The following is a 15,342-nucleotide window of genomic DNA, read 5'->3' as shown; positions in this document are numbered from 1 at the left end:
GAAAAATGGAAGCACCTGTTACAGATAAAAAACAATCCATCGAGACAGAGACTCGCCCGTTGTTGAATGTGAAAACGAAAGGACGCATCAAAAAACTGTTGGTTTACCTTCTCTTGACCATCGTGGCTCTCGGGATGCTCGGTCCATTCTTATGGCTCCTTTCGACAGCTTTGAAATCGGGGCATGAAAACATCTTCAGTTATCCACCGAAATTCATTCCGGAAAGCCCGACACTAGGCAATTTTTCAAGGGTCATGGATGCGTTCCCGTTCTGGACCTATTTGATGAACAGCACGATCGTCGGCTTTTTCACCGTACTCCTTAATGTCTTGTTTTGTTCGTTTGCGGCTTATCCGCTGGCAAGGATGAATTTCAAAGGAAAAAACATCATTTTCATCCTGATCATCAGCACGATGATGATTCCATTCCAGCTGTTGATGATCCCGATCTATATCCTCTCACTCGACCTTGGGTTGAAGAACACTTATGCAGGGCTGATCCTGCCGCACGCGACTACAGCATTCGGAATATTCCTGATGCGACAGGCGTTCATCACGATTCCGTATGAACTTGATGAATCTGCACGAATGGACGGCGCAAACAGTTTCCAGATCTGGTGGAGGATTCTGCTTCCGCTTGTAAAACCATCGATGGTGACGCTTGCGATCTTCACGTTTGTGATGGCATGGGGAGACTTTTTGTGGCCGTTGATCATTTTGGATGATCAGAAGATGTACACCCTGCCTCTAGGGTTGAACGCACTCACCGGGCTGTTTTCGGCAGACTGGCGTATGATTGCTGCTGGTTCCGTCATTTCGGTCCTGCCGATCATCATATTCTTCCTCATCCTCCAACGCTACTTCATTAAAGGAGCAACGAGCGGGGCTGTAAAAGGATAATCGTTTGACAGAAAGGATGGAGATGGATGAAACGAAAAATTGCAATGCTTCCAGTTGATGCACGACCTGTTACACGCGACCTTCCAGTACAGCTGGCCGCAATCGGTGGCTGGGAAGTCCTCGTACCAGAACGCAATGAGCTCGGATTTTTAAAAAAGCCAGGTAATCTTGACCTCCTGCAAAACTGGTTAAAAGAAAAGTCTCGTGAGGTGGACGGGATTGTCGTGTCGATTGATATGCTCGGTTACGGTGGGCTTGTCCCTTCCCGGGTTTCTGTGGCAACAGTAGAAGAAGTCCGAGCACGCCTTCAGGTTTTAAAAGAACTGAAAAGAGTCAATCCAGAGCTCAAAATCATGGGATTCAGCGCCACGATGCGCCTTTCCAATTCTTATGTGAATGAAGAGGAGAAGGAGTACTGGAACCGTTATGGTAAAGAAATCTGGCAATTCTCGTATCATTCCCATCGTTATTTGAAAACGAAGGATCCCGTCTCCAAGAAACTGATAGAGGAGCTGAGGCCGAAGATACCGGATACGATTTTAAAAGATTATAAGAAAACGAGAGAGCGGAATTTTTCGATCAACCGTTCTTTACTGGATGAAGCCGAAGCTGGTTTATTCAATATCCTTGTATTCCCGCAAGATGATACAGCAGAGTACGGCTATAACATCCAGGAGCAAGAATGGCTTTCTGAGGAGGTGAACAAACGCAACCTCCATGAGAAGGTTTTCATTTATCCGGGGGCTGACGAGGTGGCAAGTACATTGGTCGCCAGAATGGTCTATGATCTTGAAGACGTCAAGAAGCCGATCTTCCATCCTTTTTACAGTGGTCAAAAAGGGGCGTTGTCCAATGCGATGTACGAAGACCGGCCAATCTATGAGTCTGTCAAAGGCCAGGTCTATGCGTTCGGGTCTTTTACAGGCGAAAGTCCTTCAGAAGCGGACCTTCTTCTTGCTGTCAACGTGCCAGGGAAGAAGCAGGGGGATCTGGCTCTACAGATGGATCTGGCTGAAGTCGACACGACGGACCGGAATCTCGGTGAATGGATGTTGAAGGTCAAGCATTATCTCGAAAAAGGAAAAGATGTAGCGGTCGCCGATCTTGCTTATGCGAATGGCGCGGATCCTGCACTGATGCCGAGATTGACCGATACGGGGATTTTCAGACACCTGTCAGGTTATGCCGGTTGGAATACGGCGGGAAATTCTCTAGGAACGGTCATCGCTCATTCTGCAATGATCCATTTGCAAAAACTGAACGGGTTTTTGCTTGAAACCGACTTTCAGAAAAGGCACCTCGAACTGTTGGCGCTGCGGTTTTTAGATGATTATCTCTATCAATCAGTCACCCGCCAGAAAGTTAGGGATCAAGTGGATGAATCGAAGCTAGATGAAGATGAGTTGCTTGAAATCGTGCAAAAACAGTTCATGGAGACCGCCGGAGAGACTTTGAACAAACTACGACTATGCAATGGTTATGCTCTCCGAATCAGAAACATCACGCTTCCCTGGAACAGAACTTTTGAAATCGCTCTGACAATTGAGCTTGAGGGAAACCAGGCAAAATTTAAGGAGGTGGTCCACTGAGCCGACATCTGAGCGATTCTCCTCATTCTCACCGCTGTAACTTGATCTTGGTCAATTGAATTTTTCGGAGGGATTTGATGAAAAAAATATTCGGTGTTCTACTGTCAGTTGTTTTGCTGTTCAGCCTGGTCATACCGGCAACCGCAACAGGAAATGACAAATCAAGGCATCAAGTGCTTCAAAACCTCGTGAATGAAGATGACAAGAAAGCAAGGATTTTATGGTACGATCTTTCGGCGAACATTCAGAACCTGAATACGCCGGAAAAAGTGAAAAACATTGTTGAGAAAACCGCAAGAGCAAACATCGATACGATCATCCTCGACGTAAAGAACTACACAGGTTTTGTCGGGTACTTGAGTGACATCGCCCCGCATATGAGCACATCTGAGATTCCGAAATACGATGAGTTCCCAGAAGGATATGACTTGCTGACAGAGGTGATAAAAGAAGCGCATAAGCATGGCATCCAGGTCCATGCAAATGTGAATGTCTTTTCGGAAGGAAATAACGATTATAAAGATGGTCCGGCCTTTGAAAACCCGGAATGGCAAACGACGTTCTATATGGCTTCACGTGTTGCAGAAGTTGAAAATGGAGAAACATTCGATATTACAGGAGTGAACACCACAAGAGGCTCGAACCAATTGGTCATGTATACACCGTCTGAATATGATGTTTCCCCAGCAAATCAGTGGGGTACCGAAGTCCAGATCACAGATGGAGTCGTAACAGAAGTGGTGGACCGTACATATGGTGCTCCAGCTGTTGAAGTTCCTGAGAATGGTGTTGTCTTGTCTGGTCACGGGGAAGCGAGAACATGGCTAAACGAAAATGTTCAGGTAGGGGATGAGATCGATTACTCTGCTTCAAAGATGGAGTTGGTCCCTGCATCGGAATACCCTTCTTTTTCAACATTCACCAATCCGATCCGTGAAGACGTGAGATCTTACGAGTTGAGCATCATCGAAGAATTGATCGACAACTATGACATAGACGGGATCGTTCTGGATCGTGCGCGTTATTCGAACATCAATGCTGATTTCAGTGATCTGAGCCGTGAACGTTTTGAAGAATATATCGGAGAAAGCGTCACGAACTGGCCGGAGGATATTTTCAGTATCGAGTTTACAGAAGATGGACAAGAGCGAAATCCAGGACCACTTTATCAAAAGTGGATCGAATGGAGAGCGGGGAACATACAGGATTTCTTCCGACAAGCAGAGGAACTCGTCCATGAAAAAGATTCATCTCTTTTCTTCAGTACGTATGTCGGTGCCTGGTACCCGCTTTACTATAGTGAAGGTGTGAACTGGGCAAGCCGAACGCATCAGCCGGATTATGATTGGGCAAGTCCTGATTACGGTAAAACCGGTTATGCTGAAGTACTCGATTTCTTGATGACAGGTAACTACTTTTATGATGTTACACGGGAAGAAGCGATCGAGTCCGGGAATCCTGATTGGTACAGCGTTGAAGGTTCAGCGGATATTGCTTTTGATGTCGTGAATGAAGCCACTTTCGTATATGGAAGCCTTTATCTGAACCAGTATAAAGGTGACCCGGAACAGTTCCGTAAAGGCTTGAGATCCGTAATGGAGCGGTCACACGGTATTATGCTGTTCGACCTAGTTTACTTTGAACAGTTTGGCTGGTGGGACATCATTGAGGAAGAGTTCGCGGAAGAATCACAGCCGCCACATCAGATCCCAGGACTGTTAAAAATGATCAGAGAAGATAAGTAATGAGGGTTTGGGCTGGCTTACGGGTCAGCCCGACTCTATGAAACGAACTCTTATGAGTACATCAAATTCGGTTTTGTGCGTTTTCATATACTCATGAAGCACTCATGAGTACACCAAATTCGGTTTTGTGTATTTTCACGTACTCATGATGCACTTATGAGTACATCAAATTCGGATTTGTGTGTTTTCACGCACTCATGAAGCACTCATGAGTACATCAAATTCATTTTTTTGCATTTTCACGGTCTCATGAAAGGTTTGCTTGTTGACGTACATATACTTAACAGTTTTAAAAAGGAGTCGTTCCTTATGAATAAAGAGTTAAATGGTGAAATTATTGTCATCGGTGGTGGACTTGGCGGAAGTCTGGCCGCTCTATCTGCTGCTAAAATGGGGAAGAAGGTGATTTTGACAGAAGAGACCGGGCGGATTGGCGGGCAATTGACCAGCCAGCTCGTTCCGCCGGATGAACATAAATGGATCGAACAGTTCGGATGCACCGGAAGTTATCGTGAATTCCGCAATCGAGTCCGTAACTTTTATCGGAGGAATTATCCGTTGACGGAGAAGGCTAGTGGTGACTCGAAGCTGAATCCAGGGAATGCGCTTGTAAGCCGGCTCTCCCACGACCCGAGGGTTTCTTTGGCTGTCTTGAACGATATGCTGGCTCCTTTTATCCATACCGGTAAAATCACGTTGCTTATGGAGCATAAACCAGTTGCCGCTGAGACGAAAGGTGATGAAATCCTTTCGGTGACCGTTCGGGATTTGAAGGAGGAAATTTCAGTGGCGATCAGCGGGTCGATTTTTATTGATGCAACCGAGTGTGGGGATCTGCTGCCGTTGGCGGGTGTTGCATATGTGACAGGTGCAGAAGCATATGAGGAAACCGAGGAGCCGCATGCTCTGAAGGGAGGAGCGGAACAGCTTGATATGCAGTCCATCACGCATTGTTTTGCAGCAGACTATCTGGAAGGCGAAGATCACACGATCGAAAAACCGGAGCAGTATGAGTTCTGAAAAAACTATCAGGCGGATTTCTTGGACCATAAACAATTAAGCTGGTTCGGTCCGGATGCAGCGACCGGGGAATCGAAGTTGTTCACGCTTTTTCCGCAAAAAGGACTGTTTTCACTGTGGGAATACAGAAGGGCTTTGGATAAAAAGCTATTGCGTGAAGGCTTTGCTGAAGGTGATCTGTCTCTCATCAACTGGCCGCAAAATGATTATTGGCTCGGTCCGATATATGAAGTGGATGAAGATGAGCGCAAGAAACATCTGAAAGGGGCAAAACAGCTAAGTTTATCCCTCCTTTATTGGATGCAAACAGAGGCACCGAGGCATGACGGGGGTCTCGGGTATCCTGGATTGCGACTGAGGCGGGATGTGGCAGGAACAGATGATGGATTAGCAATGTATCCTTATATTCGCGAATCCCGCAGAATCAAAGCAGAAGTCACGGTCAAGGAACAGGACATCAATGCAGAATACCGTGGAGAAAAGGGGATTAAGAAGGTTGAAGATTCAGTTGGAGTCGGCTGTTATCGGATTGATCTCCATCCGACAATCGTGACGAACCAGCTGTTTTATACACCGAGTCTCCCTTTTGAAATACCGCTAGGCACATTACTGCCTGTCCGGATGAAGAATCTCATCGCAGGAAGCAAGAACATCGGGGCAACTCATATTACGAACGGCTGCTTCCGCGTCCATCCCGTTGAATGGAACATCGGTGAGTCCGCCGGATATTTAGCAGCCTTTGCTCATGAAAAAGGCATCGAACCACGAGTAGTCCGACACACTCCAGCGCATCTACAAAACTACCAAACCCTCCTCCAACAACAAGGCATCGAACTCCACTGGCCCGAAATCGGAGCTGTTTAAATAATAACCATTCCTTCCTTCGGTGCCAGGCACGACAATTTCACCCTTGTGCCCCAACGCTTCTCAGAAGGTGCCAGGCACCGAAAAAGAACCCAAGTGGCAGAAGGGTTTTCAAAATGTACCTGGCACCATTTTCAGGCACCATTTTCAATCCCTTGTCCCCCAACGCTTTTCAAAATGTACCAGGCACCGAATCAGAATTCGCATGTACCAAGGCTTTCAAATTGGTGCCTGGCACATTATAGATATACATCTATCTTAATAAAAGGAGTGTAGTTTTCGTATGATGGATAAGAAAAGGCGTATGTATTTTTGTTTATTTTGTTCATTTCTCCTTATTTTGTCTTTGATCAGCTTTGTTTTGCCACCCACCTCTCAAACCTTTGCAGAAAACGATCCACTAGAATTAGAAATCTATCCTACACCCCAAGAACTTAATGTAAAAGACACTAGTTTTCCATTAACTCCAGTAGTTGGAGTTGTTTTACCAGAACAGAGTGACGAGTCGGTGATAAATGAGCTAAAGGAAATCTTGAAATCATCTGGTGTAAAGGAAATAGAGATATTCAATCAATCCGAAAATCCTACAACGCCTATCACTGTCTTTCTGAGTAACGATCCTGAAAATCCAATGATTACTGAACAGCTGCAGTTTTTGAATGCTGAAGGAGATCAACAACTTCCAGAAGAAGGCTATATTCTTGCAGCAGGAGAAGGGAGTGATGAAAGGAAGAAGATCATCCTAGCTGGTGCAGATTGGGATGGCGTTTTTTATAGTGTTAAAACGCTGAAACAAATCCTTACACCACATCCGGGACGCCACATGGTTCCTGAAGTATTTATTAAAGATTTTCCGAAAATGCCAATCAGGGGTGTTATTGAAGGATTTTACGGAATTCCATGGTCACATCAGGATCGAATAAATCAAATTGAATTTTACGGTGAAAACAAAATGAATACGTATGTTTATGCCCCCAAAGATGATCCTTATCATCGTGATCAATGGAGGGAGCCTTATCCTGCAGAAAAACTTGCTCAACTAGGAGAATTAGTGAATGCTGCTGAAAACAGCCATGTCAATTTTATTTTTACAATTTCACCAGGTTTAGATATGTGTTACTCAAGGGAGGATGAATTCACCCTGTTAAAAGAAAAGGCCCAAGCTTTGTGGGATCTGGGTGTCCGCGATTTCGCCATACTTTTTGATGATATTTTTCAAGAGATGAGTTGTGAGGAGGATGAAGAGAAGTTTGGAGCATATGAAAGTCCGACAGCAGCTGCTCAAGCATACGTATTGAACAAGTTTCAAGAAGAGTTCATCGAAACTCATGAAGGAGCGAACCGCCTCATCACCGTCCCTACAGAATATTATCAAGATGGAACCAGTCCTTATAGAGAACAATTCGCCGATATGGTTGATTCCGAGGTGTTAGTTTACTGGACTGGAATTGGGATTACTACAGAAACTATCACAAATGAAGATGCGGAAAAAATCTCGAACATATTTAAACATGACCTGTTAATATGGGACAACCATCCGGTTAATGATTTTTCTCAGGATCGATTATTTTTAAGTCCGATTTCTGGAAGGGATGCAGAGTTGACGGAGCATGGAGTTCACGGATTAACCGCAAACCCGATGGAATATGCCCAGGCTTCTAAAATTCCGTTGTTTACGATAGCTGATTATACTTGGAATCCTTCAGACTATGAGCCTATGGCATCTTGGGGTGCAAGTATCCGAGAGTTTGGAGGATCTTTTGCAGAAGAAGTAAAAACTTTTGCAGAAAATGCATTATCTTCACGTGTCCTTCAAGAAGAATCCCCGACTCTTAGCCCATTGATTAAAGAGTTTTGGGATGCTTATGAGGATGGGGAAGGGCAACAAGAGTCTGAACAGCTTTTGAATGAATTCGAACAGCTAGTAGAAGCAGCTGATGTTTTGGAAAATGACTTTCATAATGAAAAGTTCGCTGAGGAAATGAATCCTTGGATTGATAAAATGAGGCATTATGGCGAAGCGGCTCAGCTAGCCGTCGAAATGCTTCTTTCGCAGCAAAGTGGTAATAAAGAATTGACTGAGGAATTCAGGGCAGAGTTAGATCAAGTACTGGAAAATGATACGACAGACGTCACTTTTGAAGAGCCACAGCAAGCTTCAAGGAATTTAGATGGAGCTGATGTCGAAAGGGGTTGGGGAGAACTGATAAAGTATACCTCTGAATTCGGGGAGACAACTGGGACCAACCAATGGGGCTATGAAATTACAGTCATTGATGGAAAAGTTACTTCTGTAGGCGGGAACAATTCTGTTATTCCTGAGGAGGGGTATGTGTTAAGTGTCCATTCTGGAGGAGACGGTGACTGGCTTGAACATAACTCCATTGTCGGTGCGAACGTGTCAATTGAAGAAAATCTAGTTACACTCACAATCGATGAAGGAGTCTATGACATTCCCAATCCGAAAACATATGGGTATGGTGTACTGCAACCTTTTATCAACTTAGCATTGAAAACTAATGATTTATGGTTGGGTGGAAGAGAAGAAGCTGGGCCGTTTTCTACACTAGACGCCTATAGCAGCTATACCTTAGATCATATTTCAGATGGTGATTTGAATACAATCTATTGGACGTACGGATCACCTGAAAAGGGAGATTATATAGGGATTGATCTGGGGGAGGTACAGACTATTCATTCTATAAAACTCTTTATGGCCTCTACAAGCGGATCAGCACCACGACCAAATGATTTTATAAGACATGGCTCCATCGAAATCTCAACCGATGGCAGCAACTGGAGAGTGTTAGGAGAGTACGAAAATGAAACAGAAATCTCACTTTCTTTAGAGGAAGAAGAACAAGCAAGATTCATAAGGTTCAAAGTACTAACCGATCAATCAAGCTGGGCACAAATAAGAGAATTCACCGTACAATAACCCATGTGAAAAAAACTTCTCGGTGCCAGGCACGACAATTTCACCCTTGTGCCCCAACGGTTCTCAAAATGTACCAGGCACCAATCAGGTACTCGCACCACGCAAGGCTTCTAAATTGGTGCCTGGTACAAAATCAAATTTATGAGGAACAACTCCCCCCAAACGTATAAAAAAGAAGAGGTTGTACTTAAGTGACATACTTTGGCAACAGCCTCTTCTTTGTGTTTTAGTAAATTATTTACTAAAAGAAATAGATATATTTTCCCCCGGGGTTTTCTACTAATACAAGTATATTAGGAGATTAGGCTCGCTAATAACCGAATAATAATTTCAGAAAATTTAATATTTTGTGTTGAAAGCGCTTCATTATGATGGTAAGGTAGTAATCAATTAAGTGAAATTTAGTAAATATTTTACTAGATTTATTGAAGGAAGGGTTTTTGCGATGACGACGATTAAAGAAATTGCTACTCGTGCACAGGTATCCAGTGCAACGGTTTCAAGGGTGTTGAATAATGATGAAACGTTATCCGTTGCAATTGAGACGCGTCAAAAGATTATTGACGTAGCCAGAGCACTAGGCTATAAAACCATGCAAGAACGCCGTAATGAGAAGGCGCAACCACTCACACGACAACCATTTGATAACCAGGATCCTAAAATTGCGATTCTCTTATGCCATTCATTAGAGGAGGAACTGAACGATGCGTTCTTTCTTTCCATCAGACAGGGGATTGAACAGGAGTTATCGGAAAATGGGATGGCAGCAACGGAAATTTACAGGTTGAGCAATATGAACTTCAGGAATTTCCGTAAAGACATAAGCAATCTGATCGTAGTCGGCAGGATCGGTTCCGATGTTCTTAACGAGTTGGGGAATCATCTAGAAAACATCGTCTATATCAATCATGAAGTCAACGAGAATATGTATGATTCCGTCAACATCGATTTTGAAAAAGCGACGAAAAGTGCTCTCAACCATTTATTCGACTTAGGATTTAAACGGATCGGTTTTATCGGGGGCCAAGAGCGAGAGCATTTGAATGGTACCAAAATAGAGTTTCCAGATGGACGAGCCTGGACATTTGAAAAAGTGATGAAAGAAAAGGGGCTTTATGACCCTCAATCCCATCATGTAGGCGACTTCTTCATGTCTGATGGTTATAAATTGATGAAGAAGGCCATCAACCAGGGCGATCTTCCTGAAGCCTTTTTCATTGCGAGTGATGCGATGGCAATCGGGGCGATGCGCGCTTTACAGGAAAAGGGCTACAGCATTCCGAAGGATATCGCGATTGTCAGTTTTAACGATGTAGAAATGGCGAAATTCGCAAGCACGCCATTAACGACCGTGAAGGTGCCTACTGAAGAAATGGGCCGGACCGGTGTCAAGTTGATGTTGGATCGTTTGAAGGGGAGGGAGCTCCCGCTCAAAGTCACGGTCCCGACAGAACTGGTGATCCGGGACAGCTGTGGCGCACAAGAAAAATAAATATAAGAAAAGAAATCCTTTAATACGTTAAGGAGGTGATAGCGTACATAGAAAGGAGTGTAAAAAAGTACACCTACTCGATTTGGCGAGAAAGTAGGTGCACACATTAGGATGCTGTTCCATTTATCCGCGAAAATAAAAGAACAGCAAAAGAATTATAACCAAACGGGACTCGTTAAACAAGGTTTTTGATTACTAAAAAGGTCAGGAGGATTCATTATGAAATATAGATGGTTGGCTCCATGTATTTTGGTATGTTTTGCACTGATCATAACAGGATGTTCGGGCGGTGCTTCAGGTGATACGACGACATTGACCTTTTTCTCGACAGTGACGACTGATAGTGATAAAAAAGCGATGTCTGAAGCGATCGCTGCCTTTGAGGAAGAGTATCCAGATATTAATATTGAAGAAAATTTTCCGGGCAGTGGATATGAAGACATGCTGCGTGTAAAAATGGCAGCGAATGATATGCCAGACCTGTTTGACACGCACGGTTGGTCGAAAGAACGTTATGGTGAATACGTAGCTGATTTGAAAGATATGAACTGGGTGGAGAATCTCGACCCGGCTCTTGATAACATCTTGAAGGACGAGCAAGGCAAAGTGTATGCCTACCCGATTAACCAGGCGAAGGATGGCATCAATTACAATGCCAACTTACTTAAGGAATATGGGATTGAACCACCTACTACGTTTGAAGAATTCATGGACGCTCTTTACCAGATCAAGGCAAAAAGCAATGGCGATGTGATTCCGCTTTGGATCAATGGGTCTGATAAGTCGGCTTTCGGTCAGTACTTTGATCAATTCGCGACACCTCTCTTAGTAACCGACAAGGAACACAATTACGAAGAGTCGTTATTAGATGGTTCATTCGATTGGTCGAACTACACTTTTTTACCGGAAAAATTGAAGGAAATCCATGATAACGGCTTACTGAATGAAGATGTGTTGACTGCGCAAATACAAGATCAGGCACAGTTGATGGCTCAAGGGAAAATAGGGTTCACATTTGGTGGCGGTTCTCTCGGTCCGGCGGTAAAAAAACTAAACCCTGAAGTCCAAGTGGGTGTTATACCAATGCCGCCGATCCATGAAGGGGATGAGGCTAGCTGGATTGGCGGTGAGCGCCACACGGTCGCTATATGGAAAGACTCGGAGAACAAAGAAGCCGCGAAAAAGTTCATCGAATTTTTAGCTCAACCGGACATCGCCAAAAAGATAGCAGAGGGTACATCCCTTCCGGCAGGGCTAGCAAATGTCGAGGCGGATAACTATTATTCAGAATACTATAGTGAATTTGAAGGTGTGGAAGTACAACCTTACTTCGACCGTGTCTATCTACCGAGTGGTATGTGGGATGTAATGGGAGCAACTGGACAGGAATTGATCTCAGGATCCATGACACCAGAACAGGTATCCGAGAAAATGGCCAAAGAATACACAAGGCTGAAGAAGCAATGATGCCTAGACAGAAGCATGGAAGTCCACTAGCTGTTGCAAGGCTTGGTCGACAGTTGAGCTTATCTCTTAGGAGTGATGTCGAACATGAATGAAGTGGTCAAAGAGGCTTCCCGTCCAATTGCTAAATCGAAAGTCAAACGTTTCCCGCGCCCAAAAAACAAATCCCTATGGTGGATGTATTTACCGGCATTGGTCGTCGTCAGTGTGTTCATCCTCTATCCCTTTTTAAATGGGATCCGTGTTTCATTTACGGATTGGAATGGCTTTTCGCAAACGAAAAACTGGATCGGATTGGAGCAATATAAACGCATGTTCCAGGATCCGGCCACCTGGTTGGTTGTGAAAAACACCTTGTTATATGGAATCGGGAGTACCCTGTTCCAAAATATCATCGGTCTGTTGTACGCACTATTATTGAATCGGAGCATCCGTTTGAAGTCGTTAACAAGGACCATTGTATACCTGCCTGTCATCATCAGTCCATTGGTGATGGGGTATATCTGGTATTTCTTCTTTGCCTATAATGGGGGAGCTTTAAATGATGTGCTTAACCTAATTGGCCACGAGAAAATCAATGCGTTAGGAAATCCGGATATCAACCCGTGGATCATTGTTTTTGTCAACACCTATCAATTTGTCGGGATCGCCATGATCATTTACCTGGCGGGACTGCAAAGTATTTCAAAGGAATATTATGAAGCCGCTGAAATCGATGGCGCATCAGCTTTCCAACAATTCAAAAATATTACGCTGCCTCTGTTGATGCCAGCGATCACCATTAATGTGGTGCTGAACATAATAGGCGGCCTAAAACTGTTTGATGTCATCATTGCCTTAACAGGTGGAGGGCCAGGAAATGCCTCGCAATCGATGTCGACGTTCATGTATGATCTATACTTCAGCAGACAGGATGCAGGGTATGCTGCTACCCAGGGTGTGTTGATGGCCTTCATCATTCTGGTCTTAAGCTTACTCGCTCTGGTTTACTTCAAACGAAAGGAGATCGATGCGTAATGAATGGGAAAAAGAAGGCGATCAAATGGCTATTGACAGGTATAGCCTTGTTCGTCACCTTGTTCCACCTGATTCCCTTTTATATCATGATCACAACCTCGTTGAAGGCGAACAATGATTTCAGTTCCAAGTGGTTGATGCCGGAAACCTATCAATTTTTGAACTTTATTGAAGCGTGGGAAAAAGCCGATTTAGGAACAGCGTTCATCAACACCTTCATTATTACAGCAAGCACTGCTGTCTTGCTTGTTCTTTTTGGATCGATGGCAGCATATCCGCTTGCTCGGATATTTACGAAACTGAATAAATTCGTTTACTTCCTGTTTATCTCGATCATGGTCATTCCGCCATTAACCGCGTTAGTGCCGTTATATAAAATGGTCGTGGATATCGGTATGATGAACACGCATGAAATCGCGATTTTGAACAACTTAGCCGCATTCCTTCCATTAACGATCTTTTTATATGCGGGCTTTATCCGCTCGACGATACCGAAGGAGTTGGAGGAAGCGGCTCGAATGGATGGGGCAGGTACGCTGGTTATCTTTTTCAAAGTCATCTTTCCGCTGCTCAAACCAGTTACAGCTTCCGTTCTGATCATATCTTGTGTATTCATATGGAATGATTATCAATTTGCGATTTTCTTCTTACAAGATAAAGAAGTCCAGACGCTTACCGTTGCGCTGGCCAGTTTCTTCGGTCAAAACCAGAGCAATTTGAATTTAGTTGCTTCAGCAGCAATGATGTCGATGTTACCGATGACGATTCTGTTTCTACTTTTACAAAAATATTTTGTGGCAGGTCTTTCATCGGGATCTGTCAAAGGATAAAGGAGCTTATATATGTCAAAAATCACTTTTCTTGGAGCAGGCAGTACGATATTCGCAAAAAATGTCTTAGGGGATTGTATGTTGACGCCGAGTGTCCAGGGGTTCGAATTTGCCCTCTACGACATTGACGAGCAACGATTGAACGACTCTGAAAACATGCTGGAAAATTTGAAGAAAAGCCTTGGTGCAGAGGTCGAGATAAAGGCCTATTCCGATCGGAAAGAAGCGTTAAGGGGAGCGAAATACGTCGTTAACGCGATCCAGGTTGGCGGCTATGAACCTAGTACAGTCATTGATTTTGAAATCCCTAAAAAATACGGACTCCGCCAGACAATCGGGGATACGATCGGGATCGGTGGCATCTTCCGGGCGCTCAGGACCATTCCGGTGATGCTTGATTTTGCAAAAGATATTGAAGAAGTCTGTCCCGATGCGTGGTTCTTGAATTATACGAATCCGATGGCTTCGCTGACAGGGACGATGCTGCGTTATACAAACGTCAAAACCGTCGGTCTTTGTCATAGTGTACAAGCCGCGGTTCCGGAACTGTTCAAATTGCTTGAAATGGACAGTGAAGGCGTCCAGTGGAAAATCGCCGGCATCAACCATCTGGCGTGGTTGTTGGAGGTCACGAAAGACGGAGAAGACCTCTATCCAGAAATCAAAAGACGGGCAGCAGTCAAACAGCAGGAAAAGCATCATGACATGGTCCGGTTCGAATTGATGAACCATTTCGGGTACTATGTAACCGAGTCATCCGAGCACAATGCCGAGTACCATCCTTACTTCATCAAAAAGAACTATCCGGAATTGATCGAAAAGTTCAATATTCCGCTCGATGAATACCCTCATCGGTGTGTTCATCAAATCAAAGAGTGGGAAAATATGCGCGAAGATCTTGTCAACAATCAAAACCTTACGCATGAACGTTCACATGAATATGCCTCCTATATTATTGAAGCGATGGAAACAGACCAGCCTTTCCGCCTTCATGGGAATGTACTCAACACCGGAGGCTTGATCTCCAACCTGCCGACAAAAGCGACGGTGGAGGTGCCATGCCTGGTTGACCGGAGTGGAATCACACCATGCTATATAGGAGATCTCCCAGAACAATTAGCTGCATTGGACCGTACCAACATCAATACACAGCTTTTAACGATCGAAGCCGCGATAACAGGAAAGCGAGAGCATATTTATCAGGCAGCTATGCTGGACCCGCACACCGCAGCAGAGCTATCCATCGATGACATCGTATCCCTCTGCGACGACCTCATCGAAGCACATGGAAACATGCTACCAGCTTTCGACCAACATAACGTACTAGTTTAAAAGCCGGGTGCCTGGCACCGATTGAGAACCCTTGCAGCGCAAGGGTTTTTAAAGTGTACCAGGCACCGTTTTCAATTCCTTCTCCCCCAACGCTTTTCAAAATGTACCAGGCACCGAATCACATTCCGCTTGTATCAAGGCTTCTGGATCGG

At 44.4% G+C, this 15,342-nt stretch carries 9 protein-coding genes and 1 pseudogene; all 10 read left to right on the top strand.

The window, feature by feature from the left end:
• The first annotated feature begins 5 nt into the window (after window positions 1–5).
• The 10 genes and pseudogenes from KOL94_RS14965 to melA all read left to right on the top strand — a co-directional run bounded on the left by KOL94_RS14965 (window position 6) and on the right by melA (window position 15,190).
• Complete coding sequence (locus tag KOL94_RS14965; RefSeq protein WP_221567195.1) at window positions 6–899, top strand: carbohydrate ABC transporter permease; 894 nt, start codon at window positions 6–8, stop codon at window positions 897–899.
• A 26-nt stretch (window positions 900–925) separates the two neighbouring features.
• The gene (locus KOL94_RS14960; protein WP_221567194.1) at window positions 926–2,488 is read left to right on the top strand and encodes a DUF4127 family protein; all 1,563 of its coding nucleotides are present in this window, start codon (window positions 926–928) and stop codon (window positions 2,486–2,488) included.
• Between the two features lie 77 nt (window positions 2,489–2,565).
• Window positions 2,566–4,233 (top strand): alpha amylase family protein, encoded by a 1,668-nt coding sequence (locus KOL94_RS14955; RefSeq protein ID WP_221567193.1) that lies wholly within the window; start codon window positions 2,566–2,568, stop codon window positions 4,231–4,233.
• A gap of 309 nt (window positions 4,234–4,542) precedes the next feature.
• Window positions 4,543–6,117: pseudogene (locus KOL94_RS14950) on the top strand (FAD-dependent oxidoreductase).
• Window positions 6,118–6,403: 286 nt separating this feature from the next.
• Complete coding sequence (locus tag KOL94_RS14945) at window positions 6,404–9,055, top strand: glycoside hydrolase family 84 protein (protein WP_221567192.1); 2,652 nt, start codon at window positions 6,404–6,406, stop codon at window positions 9,053–9,055.
• Between the two features lie 445 nt (window positions 9,056–9,500).
• The gene (locus KOL94_RS14940; RefSeq protein ID WP_221567191.1) at window positions 9,501–10,547 is read left to right on the top strand and encodes a LacI family DNA-binding transcriptional regulator; all 1,047 of its coding nucleotides are present in this window, start codon (window positions 9,501–9,503) and stop codon (window positions 10,545–10,547) included.
• A 219-nt stretch (window positions 10,548–10,766) separates the two neighbouring features.
• Window positions 10,767–12,014, top strand: coding sequence for an ABC transporter substrate-binding protein (locus KOL94_RS14935; RefSeq protein ID WP_221567190.1), 1,248 nt, complete (start codon window positions 10,767–10,769; stop codon window positions 12,012–12,014).
• A gap of 84 nt (window positions 12,015–12,098) precedes the next feature.
• Complete coding sequence (locus KOL94_RS14930; protein ID WP_221567189.1) at window positions 12,099–13,028, top strand: carbohydrate ABC transporter permease; 930 nt, start codon at window positions 12,099–12,101, stop codon at window positions 13,026–13,028.
• Complete coding sequence (locus KOL94_RS14925) at window positions 13,028–13,858, top strand: carbohydrate ABC transporter permease (protein WP_221567188.1); 831 nt, start codon at window positions 13,028–13,030, stop codon at window positions 13,856–13,858. Before KOL94_RS14930 ends, KOL94_RS14925 begins: the two co-directional genes overlap by 1 nt.
• Before the next feature lie 12 nt (window positions 13,859–13,870).
• A complete protein-coding gene (gene melA, locus KOL94_RS14920; RefSeq protein WP_221567187.1) occupies window positions 13,871–15,190 on the top strand; it encodes an alpha-glucosidase/alpha-galactosidase in 1,320 nt (439 codons plus the stop codon).
• Window positions 15,191–15,342 lie beyond the last annotated feature (152 nt).

Origin of the sequence: Alkalihalobacillus sp. TS-13 (genome assembly GCF_019720915.1) — a bacterium.
GTDB lineage: Bacteria > Bacillota > Bacilli > Bacillales > Fictibacillaceae > Pseudalkalibacillus.
This window is presented reverse-complemented; position numbering and strand designations above follow the sequence as displayed.

Bases quoted from the DNA above. Each gene is read 5' to 3' on its own strand.
- KOL94_RS14965 (WP_221567195.1), top strand. From the start codon at position 6: ATGGAAGCACCTGTTACAGATAAAAAACAATCCATCGAGACAGAGACT.
- KOL94_RS14960 (WP_221567194.1), top strand. From the start codon at position 926: ATGAAACGAAAAATTGCAATGCTTCCAGTTGATGCACGACCTGTTACA.
- KOL94_RS14955 (WP_221567193.1), top strand. From the start codon at position 2,566: ATGAAAAAAATATTCGGTGTTCTACTGTCAGTTGTTTTGCTGTTCAGC.
- KOL94_RS14945 (WP_221567192.1), top strand. From the start codon at position 6,404: ATGGATAAGAAAAGGCGTATGTATTTTTGTTTATTTTGTTCATTTCTC.
- KOL94_RS14940 (WP_221567191.1), top strand. From the start codon at position 9,501: ATGACGACGATTAAAGAAATTGCTACTCGTGCACAGGTATCCAGTGCA.
- KOL94_RS14935 (WP_221567190.1), top strand. From the start codon at position 10,767: ATGAAATATAGATGGTTGGCTCCATGTATTTTGGTATGTTTTGCACTG.
- KOL94_RS14930 (WP_221567189.1), top strand. From the start codon at position 12,099: ATGAATGAAGTGGTCAAAGAGGCTTCCCGTCCAATTGCTAAATCGAAA.
- KOL94_RS14925 (WP_221567188.1), top strand. From the start codon at position 13,028: ATGAATGGGAAAAAGAAGGCGATCAAATGGCTATTGACAGGTATAGCC.
- melA (WP_221567187.1), top strand. From the start codon at position 13,871: ATGTCAAAAATCACTTTTCTTGGAGCAGGCAGTACGATATTCGCAAAA.